The sequence below is a fragment of the Enterobacter sp. WP_7_1 genome (assembly GCF_003688535.1).
In the GTDB taxonomy this organism is placed as follows: Bacteria; Pseudomonadota; Gammaproteobacteria; order Enterobacterales; family Enterobacteriaceae; genus Enterobacter; species Enterobacter asburiae.
In genome coordinates this window covers 174,161-191,735 of record NZ_REFK01000004.1, presented here as the reverse complement: position 1 = coordinate 191,735, position 17,575 = coordinate 174,161, and the positions used below count along the sequence as shown (strand labels likewise).

The 17,575-nt window shown below is 55.9% G+C and carries 15 protein-coding genes and 1 pseudogene; 13 read left to right on the top strand and 3 right to left on the bottom strand.

Annotated features, from left to right (window positions below; all coding sequences use genetic code 11):
* Window positions 1-27 precede the first annotated feature (27 nt).
* On the bottom strand, window positions 28-1,458 hold the full coding sequence (locus BJ885_RS17155; RefSeq protein WP_121932470.1) for a sodium:alanine symporter family protein: 1,431 nt from the start codon (window positions 1,456-1,458) through the stop codon (window positions 28-30).
* A gap of 262 nt (window positions 1,459-1,720) precedes the next feature.
* Here BJ885_RS17155 and tal point away from each other — a divergent pair, with 262 nt between their 5' ends.
* From tal to BJ885_RS17140, 3 genes are all read left to right on the top strand, one after another.
* Entirely contained in the window at window positions 1,721-2,674 is a 954-nt protein-coding gene (tal, locus tag BJ885_RS17150; RefSeq protein ID WP_121932471.1) for a transaldolase, read from the top strand.
* Between the two features lie 110 nt (window positions 2,675-2,784).
* Window positions 2,785-3,372, top strand: a complete 588-nt coding sequence (mog, locus tag BJ885_RS17145; RefSeq protein ID WP_029740861.1) for a molybdopterin adenylyltransferase — start codon at window positions 2,785-2,787, stop codon at window positions 3,370-3,372.
* 122 nt (window positions 3,373-3,494) lie between these two features.
* Window positions 3,495-4,817 carry an MFS transporter gene (locus BJ885_RS17140; RefSeq protein ID WP_121932472.1) on the top strand — a complete coding sequence of 441 codons (1,323 nt, stop codon included), beginning with the start codon at window positions 3,495-3,497 and terminating at the stop codon, window positions 4,815-4,817.
* Here BJ885_RS17140 and satP read toward each other — a convergent pair.
* Window positions 4,794-5,360, bottom strand: a complete 567-nt coding sequence (gene satP / locus BJ885_RS17135; RefSeq protein WP_096149828.1) for an acetate uptake transporter — start codon at window positions 5,358-5,360, stop codon at window positions 4,794-4,796. The genes BJ885_RS17140 and satP overlap by 24 nt on opposite strands.
* A gap of 296 nt (window positions 5,361-5,656) precedes the next feature.
* Here satP and dnaK point away from each other — a divergent pair, with 296 nt between their 5' ends.
* The 4 genes from dnaK to nhaR all read left to right on the top strand — a co-directional run bounded on the left by dnaK (window position 5,657) and on the right by nhaR (window position 11,109).
* On the top strand, window positions 5,657-7,570 hold the full coding sequence (gene dnaK, locus BJ885_RS17130; protein WP_024907421.1) for a molecular chaperone DnaK: 1,914 nt from the start codon (window positions 5,657-5,659) through the stop codon (window positions 7,568-7,570).
* Between the two features lie 87 nt (window positions 7,571-7,657).
* Window positions 7,658-8,803 (top strand): molecular chaperone DnaJ, encoded by a 1,146-nt coding sequence (gene dnaJ, locus BJ885_RS17125; RefSeq protein WP_023310347.1) that lies wholly within the window; start codon window positions 7,658-7,660, stop codon window positions 8,801-8,803.
* Between the two features lie 172 nt (window positions 8,804-8,975).
* The gene (nhaA, locus tag BJ885_RS17120; RefSeq protein ID WP_121932473.1) at window positions 8,976-10,151 is read left to right on the top strand and encodes a Na+/H+ antiporter NhaA; all 1,176 of its coding nucleotides are present in this window, start codon (window positions 8,976-8,978) and stop codon (window positions 10,149-10,151) included.
* A gap of 58 nt (window positions 10,152-10,209) precedes the next feature.
* On the top strand, window positions 10,210-11,109 hold the full coding sequence (gene nhaR, locus BJ885_RS17115) for a transcriptional activator NhaR (protein ID WP_121932474.1): 900 nt from the start codon (window positions 10,210-10,212) through the stop codon (window positions 11,107-11,109).
* Between the two features lie 57 nt (window positions 11,110-11,166).
* Here the strand turns inward: nhaR and rpsT are convergent, their stop codons facing one another.
* Window positions 11,167-11,430, bottom strand: coding sequence for a 30S ribosomal protein S20 (rpsT, locus tag BJ885_RS17110; protein ID WP_003856458.1), 264 nt, complete (start codon window positions 11,428-11,430; stop codon window positions 11,167-11,169).
* 101 nt (window positions 11,431-11,531) lie between these two features.
* Here rpsT and BJ885_RS23495 point away from each other — a divergent pair.
* From BJ885_RS23495 to ispH, 6 genes and pseudogenes are all read left to right on the top strand, one after another.
* A pseudogene (locus BJ885_RS23495) lies at window positions 11,532-11,750 on the top strand (DUF2575 domain-containing protein).
* 7 nt (window positions 11,751-11,757) lie between these two features.
* Window positions 11,758-12,684, top strand: coding sequence for a bifunctional riboflavin kinase/FAD synthetase (gene ribF / locus BJ885_RS17100; protein WP_121932475.1), 927 nt, complete (start codon window positions 11,758-11,760; stop codon window positions 12,682-12,684).
* 45 nt (window positions 12,685-12,729) lie between these two features.
* The gene (gene ileS / locus BJ885_RS17095; protein WP_064673215.1) at window positions 12,730-15,546 is read left to right on the top strand and encodes an isoleucine--tRNA ligase; all 2,817 of its coding nucleotides are present in this window, start codon (window positions 12,730-12,732) and stop codon (window positions 15,544-15,546) included.
* Entirely contained in the window at window positions 15,546-16,046 is a 501-nt protein-coding gene (gene lspA / locus BJ885_RS17090) for a signal peptidase II (RefSeq protein WP_029740867.1), read from the top strand. The genes ileS and lspA overlap by 1 nt, the downstream gene beginning before the upstream one ends.
* Before the next feature lie 52 nt (window positions 16,047-16,098).
* Window positions 16,099-16,548: an FKBP-type peptidyl-prolyl cis-trans isomerase gene (fkpB, locus tag BJ885_RS17085; protein ID WP_003856450.1), complete on the top strand. Its 450-nt coding sequence runs from the start codon at window positions 16,099-16,101 to the stop codon at window positions 16,546-16,548.
* Between the two features lies 1 nt (window position 16,549).
* Window positions 16,550-17,500, top strand: coding sequence for a 4-hydroxy-3-methylbut-2-enyl diphosphate reductase (gene ispH / locus BJ885_RS17080; protein WP_121932476.1), 951 nt, complete (start codon window positions 16,550-16,552; stop codon window positions 17,498-17,500).
* Window positions 17,501-17,575 lie beyond the last annotated feature (75 nt).

Here is a 17,575-nt window from a genome sequence, read left to right as displayed (position 1 = left end):
AAATCGCCCTGAATTGATCGATAGCTGTTATTGCCGCGGCAAATCATCCCACGTGCCGGGGGCAAGCTGCGCCTTAATATCGGGATAGCGGGCGGGATCAAATACCGGCGGAACGCCGAGTTTGCGCTGACGCAGATAGTCTCTGGCAATCAGGGTCACAACGGGCGAAAGCAGCAGGATCGCCGTGAGGTTCGTGATCGCCATCAGCGCCATAATGATATCGGCCAGCTGCCAGACCAGCGGCATACTGAGCAGGGAGCCTGCTATCACCATCAGTATGACCCCCAGGCGAAGGGTTCCGATTGCGGCGCGGGAGTCGAGCTTCAGGAAAATAAGGTTATTTTCGGCGTAGAGGTAATTCACCACAATCGAGCTGAAGGCAAATAAGATCAGGATGAGCGAGACAAACCCTGCGCCCCAGCCGCCGGTCAGGTTCACCAGCGCCTGCTGGAGAAGCTGTATCCCGGCGGTTCCTGAGGAATGCGGTACGGGGCCTGCCAGCAGCAAAATCATGGCGCTGGCGGAACAGATGATAATGGTATCGGTAAAGACGCCAATCATCTGCACAATGCCCTGTGCGGCCGGGTGAGGCGGCCAGGAAGAGGCGGCGGCTGCCGCGTTGGGGGTTGATCCCATACCGGCTTCATTGGAGAACATACCCCGCTGAAAACCCGCCATCAGCGCCTGGCTGAAGGTGTAGCCCAGCGCCCCGGAGGCCACCTCGCGCCAGCCAAACGCGCTTTTGACGATGGTCGCAATCACGCCCGGCACCAGGTCGATATGCAGTGCGGCGACGAACAGACTCGCGGCAACCCAGAGCAGCGCCATAATGGGAACCAGCCACTGCATCAGGCGGGCGATACCCTTAAGACCGGCAGAAATGGTGAGCAGAACGACGAGGGCTAAAGCAATACCGGCGACCCACTCCGGGCAGGAGAAGGCGTAGCTCAGGGCATTGGCGACAGAATTTGCCTGGACGGTATTAAAAATAAGACCGTACGCGAGCAGTAAAAAAAGCGAGAACAGGACGCCCATCCAGCGCATCCCTAAGCCACGCGCCATGTACCAGGCAGGACCGCCGCGAAACTGGCCGTTTTTATCTTTCTCTTTATAAAGCTGGGCGAGCGAACTTTCGGCAAAGGAGGTGGCCATTCCGAGTAGCGCCGTCACCCACATCCAGAAGACCGCGCCTGGCCCGCCGGCGCTGATGGCCAGCGCAACGCCCGCCAGATTACCGCTGCCGAGTCGTGCCGCCAGGCTGGTACAGAGGGCCTGGAACGACGTTAATCCACCCGGCTGGGGCGTAACGCTGTTTTTCAGACTTCTGCCAAACTTGCGAATATAACGAAACTGGATAAACCCACTGCGTAGCGTAAACCAAATACCTGCTCCCAGAAGCAGGTAAATCATTATCGAACCCCAGAGGACTTCGTTAATAAAGAAAAAGAAATCAGGCATTAACGTCCCTCTTGTTGATGCCAATGTGAATATGTAAGCGCTACCACTGATTGGGCATGCTGTTGCTTAGCAGCCTGTTAATCTTCCCAGTTTACCATACTCTGCCTAAGCGCACTGTCTGCGGTTGCGCTACCCCTCCGTCGTGTTATCATCAGGGCAGACCGGTTACATCCCCCTAACAAGTAAACCTGTCATTTTTCCGCTGCAGGCATGCTGTCGGTAGCGTGAATTATCCAGGGCACGTTAAAAGAGAAACACTATCATGACGGATAAATTGACCTCCCTTCGTCAGTTCACCACTGTCGTAGCTGACACCGGAGATATCGCGGCAATGAAGCTGTACCAGCCGCAGGATGCCACAACTAACCCTTCTCTGATCCTTAACGCCGCACAGATCCCTGAGTATCGCAAACTGATTGACGACGCAGTGACCTGGGCGAAAGCACAGAGCAACGACCGCGCGCAGCAGGTTGTGGATGCCACCGACAAGCTGGCAGTGAACATCGGTCTGGAAATACTGAAGCTGGTTCCTGGCCGTATCTCTACCGAAGTGGATGCGCGTCTCTCCTACGACACCGAAGCGTCTATCGCCAAAGCGAAACGTCTGATCAAAATGTACAACGACGCTGGCATCAGCAACGACCGTATCCTGATCAAACTGGCTTCCACCTGGCAGGGTATCCGCGCGGCAGAGCAGCTGGAAAAAGACGGTATCAACTGTAACCTGACCCTGCTGTTCTCCTTCGCGCAGGCGCGTGCATGTGCGGAAGCGGGCGTATACCTGATTTCTCCGTTCGTGGGCCGTATTCTGGACTGGTACAAAGCCAACACCGATAAGAAAGAGTACGCACCGGCTGAAGATCCAGGCGTGGTTTCTGTTACTGAAATCTACGAATACTACAAACAGCACGGCTATGAGACCGTGGTTATGGGCGCAAGCTTCCGTAACATCGGTGAAATCATCGAGCTGGCTGGCTGTGACCGCCTGACCATCGCGCCTGCACTGCTGAAAGAGCTGGCTGAAAGCGAAGGTACCCTGGAGCGTAAACTGTCCTACACCGGTGAAGTGAAAGCACGCCCAGAGCGCATCACTGAATCCGAGTTCCTGTGGCAGCACAACCAGGATCCAATGGCTGTAGACAAACTGGCGGATGGTATCCGTAAGTTTGCTGTTGACCAGGGCAAACTGGAAAAAATGATCGGCGACCTGCTGTAATCATTCTGCGTGACCGGGCTTCCGGTCACGCGTCTTACCCCCGCCTCTGTCTGAATTTCCTCTCTGCGTGTATCATTCCCTTTAATCAGTACTCTTTGAATGGAATGGATATGAATACCTTACGCATCGGCTTAGTGTCGATTTCTGACCGCGCCTCCAGCGGTGTTTACCAGGATAAAGGCATCCCCGCTCTGGAAGAGTGGCTTGGCAGCGCGCTGACCACCCCCTTTGACATTCAGACCCGCCTGATCCCTGACGAACAGCCGATCATCGAGCAGACGCTCTGCGAGCTGGTGGATGAGATGAGCTGCCACCTTGTTCTGACGACGGGCGGAACCGGCCCCGCGCGCCGCGACGTGACGCCGGACGCAACGCTGGCGATTGCCGATCGTGAAATGCCGGGCTTCGGCGAACAGATGCGCCAGATAAGTCTACACTTTGTTCCGACGGCCATCCTTTCCCGCCAGGTGGGGGTGATCCGCAAGCAGGCGTTGATCCTGAACCTGCCGGGCCAGCCGAAGTCGATCAAAGAGACGCTGGAAGGGCTGAAGGCGGAAGATGGCAGCGTCCTCGTGCACGGCATCTTTGCAAGTGTACCGTATTGTATACAGCTGCTTGACGGTCCGTATGTGGAAACTGATGAGAAAGTGGTAGCAGCTTTTCGCCCGAAAAACGCACGTCGCGAAATAATATCCTGAAATTAATCAATATGTGACATTAGCTGAAGCGGCGATAGCGTGGTAAAGCTTTTACGGTATAGTAATTTTTTCTTTACGATTGCTGTAAAAATAAATCCACAACACACGCACAATGGTTCGCTATGTCACATAACACCCGACCTCTGAATCGACAGGACTACAAAACCCTCACGCTCGCGGCCTTAGGCGGCGCGCTGGAGTTTTACGATTTCATCATCTTCGTCTTCTTCGCCGCCGTGGTGGGAGAACTCTTCTTCCCGGCGAATATTCCGGAATGGCTGCGTCAGGTGCAAACCTTCGGCATTTTTGCCGCCGGGTATCTGGCGCGTCCGCTGGGCGGCATTATCATGGCCCACTTTGGCGATCTGGTCGGGCGTAAGAAGATGTTTACCCTCAGCATCCTGCTGATGGCCGTGCCGACGCTGGCTATTGGTCTGCTGCCCACCTATGCCTCGATGGGCATTCTTGCTCCGTTGCTGCTATTGCTGATGCGCGTCCTTCAGGGCGCGGCGATTGGCGGCGAAGTGCCGGGCGCATGGGTGTTTGTCGCGGAGCATGTTCCGGCGCGCCGCATTGGTATCGCCTGCGGAACCTTAACGGCGGGGCTGACCGTCGGAATCCTGCTCGGCTCGGTGGTCGCAACGATTGTGAACACCAGCATGACGCAGCAGGCCGTGCATGACTGGGGCTGGCGTATTCCGTTCCTGCTGGGCGGAGCGTTTGGTCTGGTCGCGATGTACCTGCGCCGCTGGCTGCAGGAGACGCCGATTTTCCTCGAGATGCAGCAGCGCAAAGCGCTGGCGCAGGAGCTGCCGGTGAAGGCGGTCGTGGTACGCCATAAAAAAGCGGTGGTGGTGTCGATGCTGCTCACCTGGCTGCTCTCGGCGGGCATTGTGGTGGTGATATTGATGTCCCCGGTGTGGCTGCAAAAGCAGTACGGCTTCGCCCCTGCCGTGACGCTTCAGGCGAACAGTATCGCGACAATCATGCTCTGCTTTGGCTGTCTCGCCGCCGGGCTGGCGGCAGATCGTTTCGGCGCCAGCGTTACCTTTATCGTCGGCAGCCTGTTACTGGCCGCATCAAGCTGGGCGTTTTACCATCTGGCGGGCAGCCATCCTGAACAGCTGTTTCTGCTGTACGGCGTGGTAGGGCTGTGCGTGGGCGTTGTCGGGGCGGTACCGTACGTGATGGTCCGCGCGTTCCCGCCGGAGGTACGCTTCACCGGGATCTCATTTTCCTATAACGTGTCGTATGCCATTTTCGGCGGGCTGACGCCGATTGCGGTTACCGTGCTGATGGGCGTGTCGCCGATGGCGCCAGCCTGGTATGTACTCGCGCTCTCGCTGATGGGGCTGGTATTAGGATTTTGGCTGCGTCAGGCGGGGGGATGTCGTGCCCGCGAGGCGGGCACGACAGAGGGATCAGTGTTTTTCACCAATCGGTAGAATGGTGCGGTCAAACTGCTCGTTCAGCACTTCACCCATTGCGAGGTAGATAGCGCTTGCGCCGCAAACCAGACCAATCCAGCCTGCAATATGAACGATGCCTTCGTTATCCACCAGGTGCCCAATCGCCAGCAGGGCGAACAGCACGGTCAGGCTCAGGAAAACGAACTGCAGCATGCGGTTACCTTTCAGGGTACCGAAGAACATGAACAGGGTGAAGACGCCCCACAGGCCCAGGTAAACGCCCAGGAAATGGGCGTTTGCCGCGTCTGCCATGCCCATTTTAGGCAGCAGCAGAATGGCAACCAGGGTCAGCCAGAAAGAACCGTAAGAGGTGAAGGCGGTTAAGCCGAAGGTATTGCCTTTCTTATATTCCAGCAGGCCCGCGAAGATTTGCGCGATACCGCCGTAAAAAATGCCCATCGCCAGGATGATGCCATCCATCGGGAACATCCCGATATTGTGCAGGTTCAGCAGGATAGTGGTCATGCCAAAACCCATCAGGCCCAGCGGAGCCGGATTAGCCAACTTAGTGTTGCCCATAAGTCCTCAAAAAAATCATCATTAATATGGTGAAATGGTTAAACCCGCGTCAGTTCTCCCTGACTGGGCGCGGCATCATAATGGGCGCAATCGATGGCGTCTATGATCTCATCAGGGTGAAATTAAAATTTTTTTTATGCTTGCCCCTTGATGGATGCCGTCGCGACCCCATCTTGTAGTCAACCGCAGTGTGTGGACCTGAAAAAAATCAAATCTGGGCAGTTGAAAAAGCACGTTCTGCCCTTATTACAGGTACACAACCACATGTTGACTGAATTTTTAGTGGAGACGTTTAGATGGGTAAAATTATTGGTATCGACCTGGGTACTACCAACTCTTGTGTAGCGATTATGGATGGCACTACTGCACGCGTGCTGGAGAACGCCGAGGGCGATCGCACCACGCCTTCTATCATTGCTTATACCCAGGATGGTGAAACTCTGGTTGGTCAGCCGGCTAAACGTCAGGCAGTGACAAACCCGCAAAACACCCTGTTTGCGATTAAACGCCTGATTGGTCGCCGCTTCCAGGACGAAGAAGTTCAGCGTGACGTTTCCATCATGCCTTACAAAATCATCGCGGCAGATAACGGCGATGCATGGCTTGATGTGAAAGGCGCTAAAACTGCACCACCGCAGATTTCTGCTGAAGTGCTGAAAAAAATGAAGAAAACCGCTGAAGATTACCTGGGTGAACCGGTAACTGAAGCTGTTATCACCGTACCTGCCTACTTCAACGATGCTCAGCGTCAGGCAACTAAAGATGCTGGCCGTATCGCAGGTCTGGAAGTAAAACGTATCATCAACGAACCAACCGCTGCTGCACTGGCTTACGGTCTGGATAAAGAAGTTGGCAACCGTACTATCGCGGTTTACGACCTGGGTGGTGGTACCTTCGATATCTCTATTATCGAAATCGACGAAGTTGATGGCGAAAAAACCTTCGAAGTTCTGGCAACCAACGGTGATACCCACCTGGGTGGTGAAGACTTCGATACTCGTCTGATCAACTACCTCGTTGACGAGTTCAAGAAAGATCAGGGCATTGACCTGCGTAACGACCCGCTGGCCATGCAGCGCCTGAAAGAAGCCGCTGAGAAAGCGAAGATCGAGCTGTCTTCCGCTCAGCAGACCGACGTGAACCTGCCGTACATCACCGCAGACGCGACCGGTCCTAAACACATGAACATCAAAGTGACCCGTGCGAAACTGGAAAGCCTGGTAGAAGACCTGGTGAACCGTTCTATCGAGCCGCTGAAAGTTGCTCTGCAGGACGCTGGCCTGTCTGTATCTGACATCCAGGACGTTATCCTGGTTGGTGGTCAGACCCGTATGCCAATGGTTCAGAAGAAAGTGGCTGAGTTCTTTGGTAAAGAGCCACGTAAAGACGTTAACCCGGACGAAGCGGTCGCAATCGGTGCTGCGGTTCAGGGTGGCGTACTGACCGGTGAAGTTAAAGACGTACTGCTGCTGGACGTTACCCCGCTGTCTCTGGGTATCGAAACCATGGGCGGTGTGATGACTGCGCTCATCAACAAAAACACCACCATCCCAACGAAACACAGCCAGGTGTTCTCTACCGCTGAAGACAACCAGTCTGCGGTAACCATCCATGTGATTCAGGGTGAGCGTAAGCGTGCGGCGGATAACAAATCTCTGGGTCAGTTCAACCTGGACGGTATTAACCCGGCACCGCGCGGCATGCCGCAGATCGAAGTGACCTTCGACATCGATGCTGACGGTATCCTGCACGTGTCTGCGAAAGACAAAAACAGCGGTAAAGAGCAGAAGATCACCATCAAGGCATCTTCTGGCCTGAACGAAGCAGAAATCGAAAAAATGGTTCGCGATGCCGAAGCTAACGCGGAATCCGACCGTAAGTTCGAAGAGCTGGTTCAGACCCGCAACCAGGGTGACCATCTGCTGCACAGCACCCGTAAGCAGGTTGAAGAAGCAGGCGATAAACTGCCAGCGGAAGACAAGACTGCTATCGAAGCTGCACTGAGTGCGCTGGAATCCTCACTGAAAGGTGAAGACAAAGCGGACATCGAAGCGAAGATGCAGGAACTGGCGCAGGCTTCTCAGAAGCTGATGGAAATCGCTCAGCAGCAGCACGCTCAACAGCAGGCGGGCGCTGACGCTTCAGCGAACAACGCGAAAGACGACGACGTTGTCGACGCTGAGTTCGAAGAAGTTAAAGATAAAAAATAATCGCCCTGATGCAGGGTAATTAATCGGCACGGGCGTAGGAGAATTCTCCACGCCCGTGCTCGCATGTTAAGGGGCTTAAAAAAACCAATGGCAAAGCAAGACTATTACGAGATTTTAGGCGTTCCAAAAACTGCGGAAGAGCGTGAAATCAAAAAGGCGTATAAGCGCCTGGCCATGAAATTCCACCCGGACCGTAACCAGGGTGACAAAGAGGCTGAAGCCAAATTTAAAGAGATCAAAGAAGCCTACGAAGTCCTGACCGATGCACAAAAACGTGCGGCCTATGACCAGTACGGTCACGCAGCCTTTGAACAGGGCGGCATGGGCGGCGGTGGATTCGGTGGCGGCGGCTTTGGCGGCGGCGCTGACTTCAGCGATATCTTTGGCGATGTATTTGGCGACATCTTCGGCGGCGGTCGTGGTCGTCAGCGCGCGGCGCGCGGCGCTGACCTGCGCTACAACATGGAGCTGACGCTGGAAGAGGCCGTTCGCGGCGTAACCAAAGAGATCCGTATCCCTACGCTGGAAGAGTGTGACGTTTGCCACGGCAGCGGCGCGAAAGCGGGTACGCAGCCTCAGACCTGTCCAACCTGTCACGGCTCTGGTCAGGTACAGATGCGTCAGGGCTTCTTCGCGGTACAGCAGGCCTGTCCTCACTGTCACGGTCGCGGCACGCTGATCAAAGATCCATGCACCAAATGCCACGGGCACGGTCGCGTTGAGAAAACCAAAACTCTGTCCGTTAAGATCCCGGCTGGCGTCGATACGGGCGACCGCATCCGTCTGGCAGGCGAGGGCGAAGCAGGCGAGCACGGCGCACCGGCAGGCGATCTGTACGTTCAGGTGCAGGTGAAACAGCACGCCATCTTTGAGCGTGAAGGTAATAACCTGTACTGCGAAGTGCCGATCAACTTCGCGATGGCGGCACTCGGTGGTGAAATCGAAGTGCCTACGCTGGACGGTCGCGTGAACCTGAAAGTGCCTGGGGAAACCCAGACTGGCAAGCTGTTCCGCATGCGCGGGAAAGGCGTTAAATCCGTTCGCGGTGGTGCCCAGGGCGACCTGCTGTGCCGCGTCGTTGTGGAAACGCCGGTTGGCCTGAACGACAAGCAGAAACAGCTGCTGAAAGAACTGCAGGAGAGCTTTGGCGGCCCGACGGGTGAGAAAAACAGCCCGCGTTCCAAAAGCTTCTTCGATGGCGTCAAAAAATTCTTCGATGATTTGACTCGCTAATTCGTTAGCTGGTTTTCATCTTCGAAAAGCCCGGAAGCGATTCCGGGCTTTTTTATTGGCGTGTATAGCTCGGTTAAACTGAGTCTATACTCAACATTAATCTGTTTTTGCCGAGCTATTTGGCTTGGTATTATGGTTTTATCGAGGTATTGTTGTAAAAGAGAGAACTTAAATGAAATTACTACACCGTTTCTTTAGCAGTGAGGCGTCCGGTGGCGTGATCCTGATTATTGCCGCAGCGGCAGCGATGGTGCTGGCTAACCTTGGCATCACGCAGGAATTCTACCATGCATTTCTGGAAACGCCCGTTGAGCTGAAGGTCGGGGCGCTCGAAATTAACAAGAACATGCTGCTGTGGATCAACGATGCGCTGATGGCGGTGTTCTTCCTGCTGGTGGGGCTTGAGGTTAAGCGCGAGCTGGTACTGGGCTCGCTTGCCAGCCGCCAGCGCGCGGCGTTCCCTGTGATTGCCGCGCTCGGTGGGATGGTGGTGCCGGCGCTGCTCTTCCTGGCGTTCACCTGGCAGGATCCTGTTGCGCGTGACGGCTGGGCGATCCCGGCCGCGACGGATATCGCCTTTGCGCTCGGTGTCTTAGCCTTGCTCGGTAGCCGCGTGCCGGTGGCCTTGAAAATCTTCCTGATGGCGCTGGCGATCATCGATGATCTGGGCGCCATTGTGATTATCGCGCTGTTCTACACCAGCGATCTGTCCATCCTGTCCCTGAGCGTCGCCGCCGGGGCGATTGCGGTGCTGGCGCTGCTTAACATCTTCAATGTTCGCCGCATCGGTATCTATATCCTGGTGGGGATGGTGCTGTGGACGGCGGTGCTGAAATCCGGGGTGCACGCCACGCTGGCAGGCGTGATTGTGGGCTTCTTCGTGCCGCTCAAACCGCAGGACGGCAAGTCGCCAGCCAAACAGCTGGAGCACGTGCTGCACCCGTGGGTTGCCTTTATGATCCTACCGCTGTTTGCGTTTGCCAACGCGGGCGTTTCCCTCGGCGGCGTGACGCTGGACGGGCTGACGTCCGTGCTGCCGCTGGGCATCATTGCCGGGCTGTTTATTGGGAAGCCGTTGGGCATTAGCCTCTTCTGCTGGCTGGCGACGAAGCTGAAGCTGGCGTCATTGCCGCACGGCACAACCTTTGGTCAAATTATGGCCGTCGGCGTGCTGTGTGGAATCGGGTTTACGATGTCGATCTTTATCTCGACGCTGGCGTTTGGTGCACATGCGCCTGAGCTTATCGTCTGGGCTAAACTCGGCATTCTCATCGGGTCATTACTGGCCGCGGTAATCGGTTATACCTTGTTGAAGGTGAAGTTGTCCGGACAGGCCGTCCAGGCATAGCGGAACACCGGGAGGAGGCGATCCTCCTCCCGATACACACTCAGGGAGAGAAGACGCGATGTCTCATTTAAATTACAACCATCTGTACTACTTCTGGCACGTTTACAAACAGGGCTCGGTGGTGGGGGCGGCAGAGGCGCTCTACCTGACGCCGCAAACCATCACCGGGCAGATCAAGGCCCTGGAAGAGCGCCTGCAGGGCAAGCTGTTCAAGCGTAAAGGGCGTGGGATTGAACCCAGCGAACTGGGTGAACTGGTGTTCCGCTATGCGGACAAAATGTTCACCCTGAGCCAGGAGATGCTGGATATCGTCAACTACCGCAAAGAGTCGAACCTGCTCTTTGACGTGGGCGTGGCGGATGCGCTGTCCAAGCGGCTGGTGAGCGGCGTGCTGGATGCGGCGGTAGTCGAAGATGAGCAAATCCACCTGCGCTGCTTTGAATCCACCCACGAGATGCTGCTGGAACAGCTGAGCCAGCACAAGCTGGACATGATTATCTCGGACTGCCCGATTGACTCCACCCAGCAGGAAGGGCTGTTCTCGGTGAAGATTGGCGAATGCGGCGTGAGCTTCTGGTGCATTAATCCGCCGCCGGAGAAACCGTTTCCCGCGAGCCTTGAAGAGCGCCGCCTGCTGGTACCTGGGCGACGTTCCATGCTCGGACGCAAGCTGCTGAACTGGTTTAACTCGCAGGGGCTGAAGGTAGAAATCCTCGGAGAGTTCGACGATGCGGCGCTGATGAAAGCCTTTGGCGAAGCGCATAATGCGATCTTCGTTGCGCCGACGCTGTACGCGCACGATCTCTATTCAGACGACAAGATTACGGAGATAGGCAGAGTGGACAACGTGATGGAGGAGTACCACGCCATATTTGCCGAAAGAATGATTCAGCACCCGGCGGTGCAGCGAATCTGCAATCGTGACTACGCGGCGCTGTTTACGCCACCGGCAAACTGAAGGCATAAAAAAACCCGCGTTAAGCGGGTTCTTTAAACAAGCAACAACAAGTAGCGATTAAGCCAGTTTGTTGATCTGCGCGGTCAGGTTTGCTTTATGACGCGCTGCTTTGTTTTTGTGGATCAGACCTTTAGCAGCCTGACGATCCACGATTGGTTGCATTTCGTTAAATGCGTTCTGCGCTGCAGCTTTGTCGCCTGCTTCGATTGCTGCGTATACTTTCTTGATGAAAGTACGCATCATAGAGCGACGGCTTGCGTTGTGCTTACGAGCCTTTTCAGACTGAACGGCACGTTTCTTAGCTGATTTGATATTAGCCAAGTCCAACTCCCAAATATGTTCTATGTGGACAATTCAAAGGCCGAGGAATATGCCCTCTTTGCCTTCTTTTGTCAATGGATTTGTGCAAATAAGCGCCGTTAATTAGCGACGCTACGTTACGTAGTGATGGCGCAGGATTCTACCAGCTTGTCTTCCCTGAATACAGCCTTTCGGCATAAAAATCGCAGTTCAGGAGCAGATTTTTTCGCTGCGAAAGGTCAGCCTGATGAAATCATTACGGCTTTCTGTTTTGCGCGAACAATCGCCGGTTAACCTTAACCGCTGTACAAGGTATACTTTGGCGATTTTCACTGTTTTGAGCCAGACATGAAGCTGATACGCGGCATACATAATCTCAGCAGCGCGCCACACGGGTGCGTGCTGACTATTGGTAATTTCGACGGCGTGCATCGTGGTCATCAGGCGCTGTTGCAGGGATTGCGTAAAGAAGGGGAGGCCCGTGGCCTGCCCGTTGTAGTGATGATTTTCGAGCCGCAGCCGCTGGAGCTGTTCGCGGGCGATAAATCTCCCGCCCGACTCACTCGCCTGCGCGAGAAATTGCGCTATCTGGCGGAGTCCGGCGTGGACTATGTATTGTGTTTACGTTTCGATCGTCGCTTTGCCGCGCTGACAGCACAAAATTTCGTCAGCGACCTGCTGGTTAAGCGTCTTGGCGTACAGTTTCTCGCCGTGGGGGATGATTTCCGCTTTGGCGCTGGTCGTCAGGGCGATTTCTTGCTATTACAGAAGGCTGGTCTGGAGTATGGATTTGACGTCACCAGCGCGATGACCTTCTGCGAAGGCGGCGTGCGCGTCAGCAGCACGGCGGTGCGTCAGGCGCTGGCTAATGATGACCTGGACACGGCAGAAACCCTGCTGGGGCATCCGTTCACCATCTCTGGCCGCGTGGTCCATGGCGATGCGCTGGGCCGCACGATAGGCTTCCCGACGGCGAATATACCGCTGCGTCGTCAGGTTTCCCCGGTTAAAGGGGTGTATGCGGTGGAAGTAGCAGGACTGGGCGATAAGCCGTTCTTCGGCGTCGCCAACATTGGCACGCGTCCGACCGTCGCCGGTGTGCGTCAACAGTTAGAAGTGCACCTGCTGGACGTTGTAATGGACCTTTATGGTCGCCATATAGATGTGATACTGCGTAAAAAAATACGCAACGAGCAGCGATTTGGTTCGCTGGATGAACTAAAAGCGCAAATTGCGCGAGATGAATTGACGGCCCGCGAGTTTTTTGGGCTTTGAACCCGGCTTAACTGCCTACGTGATAAATACGGAACCGAGAATCTGATGAGTGACTATAAATCAACCCTGAATTTGCCGGAAACAGGGTTCCCGATGCGCGGCGATCTCGCCAAGCGCGAACCGGGAATGCTGGCGCGTTGGACCGATGATGACCTGTACGGCATCATTCGTGCAGCCAAAAAAGGCAAAAAAACCTTCATTCTGCATGATGGCCCTCCATATGCGAATGGCAGCATTCATATTGGTCACTCGGTTAACAAGATTCTGAAAGACATTATCGTGAAGTCCAAAGGCCTCACGGGATATGACTCGCCTTACGTTCCGGGCTGGGACTGCCACGGTCTGCCGATCGAGCTGAAGGTAGAGCAAGAGTTTGGCAAACCGGGTGAGAAGTTCACCGCCGCCGAGTTCCGTGCGAAGTGCCGCGAATACGCAGCCACGCAGGTTGACGGTCAGCGCGCTGACTTCATCCGTCTGGGCGTGCTGGGCGACTGGTCGCACCCGTACCTGACCATGGACTTCAAAACTGAAGCCAACATCATCCGTGCGCTGGGTAAAATCATCGGTAACGGCCACCTGCACAAAGGCGCTAAGCCGGTGCACTGGTGCGTGGACTGCCGCTCTGCGCTGGCAGAAGCGGAAGTTGAGTATTACGACAAAACCTCTCCATCTATCGACGTGGCGTTCCATGCCGTCGATCAGGATGCGGTGAAAGCTAAATTTGGCGTCTCCTCGGTAAACGGCCCAATCTCTTTGGTTATCTGGACCACCACCCCGTGGACCCTGCCAGCCAACCGCGCGATCTCCCTGTCCGGTGAGTTCGAATACGCGCTGGTGCAGATTGACGGTCAGGCGGTTATCCTGGCGAAAGATCTGGTTGAGAGCGTGCTGAAGCGCGCGCATATCACCGATTACACCGTACTGGGCACCGTGAAAGGCGACGCGCTGGAGCTGATGCGCTTCAAGCACCCGTTCCTGGACTTCGACGTTCCGGCGATCCTGGGCGACCACGTGACGCTGGAAGCGGGTACCGGTGCGGTGCATACCGCCGGTGGCCACGGTCCTGACGACTACAACATCAGCCTGAAGTACGGTCTGGAAATCGCTAACCCGGTTGGCCCGGACGGATCTTATCTGCCTGGTACCTACCCGGCGCTGGACGGTATCAACGTCTTCAAAGCGAACGACATCATCGTCGACATGCTGCGCACCAGCGGCGCGCTGCTGCACGTTGAAAAAATGCAGCACAGCTATCCGTGCTGCTGGCGTCACAAGACCCCGATCATCTTCCGTGCGACCCCGCAGTGGTTCGTCAGCATGGATCAGAAAGGCCTGCGCGAGCAGTCTCTGAAAGAGATCAAAGGCGTGCAGTGGATCCCTGACTGGGGCCAGGCGCGTATCGAATCCATGGTGGCTAACCGTCCTGACTGGTGTATCTCCCGTCAGCGCACCTGGGGCGTGCCGATGTCTCTGTTCGTACATAAAGAGACGCAGGAGCTGCACCCGAACACCCTGGAACTGATGGAAGAAGTGGCGAAGCGCGTCGAAGTTGACGGTATTCAGGCGTGGTGGGATCTCGACTCCCGCGACATCCTGGGCGCTGACGCAGACAACTACGAGAAAGTGCCGGATACCCTGGACGTGTGGTTCGACTCCGGGTCTACCCACTCCTCCGTGGTTGACGTGCGTCCGGAATTTGCCGGTCACGCTGCCGATATGTATCTGGAAGGGTCTGACCAACACCGCGGCTGGTTCATGTCATCTCTGATGATCTCCACCGCCATGAAGGGTAAAGCGCCTTACCGTCAGGTACTGACTCACGGCTTCACCGTGGATGGTCAGGGCCGTAAGATGTCCAAATCTATCGGTAATACCGTTTCTCCGCAGGATGTGATGAACAAGCTGGGCGCAGACATTCTGCGTCTGTGGGTGGCCTCTACCGATTACACCGGCGAAATGGCGGTGTCTGACGAGATCCTGAAGCGTGCTGCCGACAGCTATCGTCGTATCCGTAACACCGCGCGCTTCCTGCTGGCGAACCTGAACGGGTTCGATCCGGCAAAAGACATGGTGAAACCGGAAGAGATGGTGGTGCTGGATCGCTGGGCGGTAGGCTGCGCGAAAGCGGCGCAGGAAGATATCCTGAAAGCCTATGAGTCTTACGACTTCCACGAAGTGGTGCAGCGCCTGATGCGCTTCTGTTCCATCGAGATGGGCTCGTTCTACCTCGACATCATCAAAGACCGCCAGTACACCGCGAAAGCGGACAGCGTGGCGCGTCGTAGCTGCCAGACCGCGCTGTTCCACATCGCAGAAGCGCTGGTGCGCTGGATGGCACCGATCATGTCCTTCACCGCGGACGAAATCTGGGGCTACCTGCCGGGCGACCGTGAGAAGTATGTGTTCACGGGCGAGTGGTACGAAGGTCTGTTCGATCTCTCCAGCACCGAAGCAATGAACGATGCCTTCTGGGACGAACTGCTGAAAGTGCGTGGCGAAGTGAATAAGGTTATCGAGCAGGCGCGTGCAGACAAGAAAGTCGGCGGCTCTCTGGAAGCGGCAGTCACGCTGTACGCCGAACCGGAGCTGGCGGCGAAGCTGACGGCGCTGGGCGATGAATTACGATTTGTCCTGTTGACCTCCGGTGCGAAAGTTGCGGATTATGCCGATGCTTCTGCTGATGCTCAGCAGAGCGAACTGCTCAAAGGACTGAAAGTCGCGTTGAGCAAAGCCGACGGTGAGAAATGCCCGCGCTGCTGGCATTACACCACCGATGTTGGCCAGGTGGCGGAACACGCAGACATCTGCGGACGCTGTGTAAGCAACGTCGCCGGTGACGGCGAAAAACGTAAGTTTGCCTGATGAGTAAAACTCTCTGTTCAACAGGACTGCGCTGGCTGTGGCTGGTTGTTGTGGTGCTGATTATCGATCTGGGCAGCAAGTTCCTGATCCTCCAGAACTTTACTCTGGGGGAGACGGTTCCGCTGTTCCCGTCGCTTAATCTGCACTACGCGCGTAACTACGGCGCTGCGTTTAGTTTCCTTGCCGACAGCGGTGGCTGGCAGCGCTGGTTCTTTGCGGGTATCGCTCTCGGTATCTGCGTGATCCTCGCGGTGCTGATGTACCGCTCGAAGGCCACGCAAAAGCTGAATAACATTGCCTACGCGCTGATCATTGGCGGCGCCCTGGGCAACCTGTTTGACCGCCTGTGGCACGGCTTTGTGGTCGATATGATCGACTTCTACGTCGGCGACTGGCACTTCGCGACCTTTAACCTGGCCGATACGGCAATTTGTATCGGTGCGGCGTTAATCGTGCTGGAAGGCTTCTTGCCTAAACCGGCCGCGAAAGAGCAGGCGTAACATACTCGCCCGGTGGCGTAATGCTACCGGGCAAAACAAGCGAGCAATTTGCATGTCTAAATCCGTACAGAGCAACAGCGCGGTTCTCGTTCACTTCACGCTGAAGCTGGATGACGGCTCCACGGCCGAATCCACCCGCAATAACGGCAAACCGGCCCTGTTTCGTCTTGGCGATACCTCCCTGTCTGAAGGTCTTGAGCAGCAGCTTCTGGGCCTGAAAGAGGGTGAGAAAAAAGCCTTTTCGCTGGAGCCGGATGCCGCGTTTGGCGTGCCGAGTCCGGACCTGATCCAGTATTTCTCGCGCCGCGAGTTTATGGACGCGGGTGAACCGGAGATCGGAGCGATTATGCTCTTTACCGCAATGGACGGCAGCGAAATGCCTGGCGTGATCCGCGAAATCAACGGCGACTCTATTACCGTTGACTTCAACCATCCGCTTGCCGGGCGTACCGTTCATTTTGATGTTGAAGTGCTGGAAATCGATCCTGCACTGGAGGCCTGAAATGCAGATCCTGTTGGCTAACCCGCGCGGCTTCTGCGCCGGTGTAGACCGCGCTATCAGCATTGTTGAAAACGCGCTGGAGATTTACGGCGCGCCGATTTATGTGCGTCACGAAGTGGTGCACAACCGCTACGTGGTCGACAGCCTGCGCGAGCGCGGCGCCATCTTCATTGAGCAGATCAGCGAAGTGCCGGACGGTGCGATCCTGATCTTCTCCGCGCACGGCGTCTCTCAGGCGGTACGTAACGAAGCGAAAAGCCGCGACCTGACCGTATTCGATGCCACCTGCCCGCTGGTGACAAAAGTGCATATGGAAGTGGCGCGCGCCAGCCGCCGCGGTGAAGAGTCGATTCTGATTGGCCATGCCGGTCATCCGGAAGTCGAAGGCACCATGGGTCAGTACAGTAACCCGGAAGGGGGGATGTATCTGGTTGAGTCGCCGGACGATGTCTTTACGCTGAACGTGAAAAATGAAGCCCGTCTGTCGTTTATGACCCAGACGACGCTCTCCGTAGACGATACCTCAGACGTGATTGACGCCCTGCGCCAGCGCTTCCCGAAAATCGTCGGTCCGCGTAAGGATGATATCTGCTACGCGACCACTAACCGTCAGGAAGCGGTGCGCGCACTGGCTGAACAGGCGGACGTGGTGCTGGTGGTCGGCTCCAAAAACTCGTCTAACTCCAACCGTCTGGCCGAACTGGCGCAGCGTATGGGGAAAATGGCTTTCCTGATTGATGACGCGTCGGATATTCAGGAAGAGTGGGTTAAACACGCGGCCTGTGTCGGCGTGACGGCCGGGGCGTCTGCGCCAGATATTCTGGTACAGAACGTCATTTCCCGTCTGCAGGAGCTGGGCGGCGGCGAAGCGGTGCCGCTGGAAGGACGTGAAGAGAACATCGTTTTCGAAGTCCCGAAAGAACTGCGCATCGACGCCCGCGAAGTCGAATAGACCTTTTTCTGATGAAAGGCCAGCACCTCCTGTGCTGGCCTTTTTTTTACCCGTTACTTTATCGTGACGACAAAA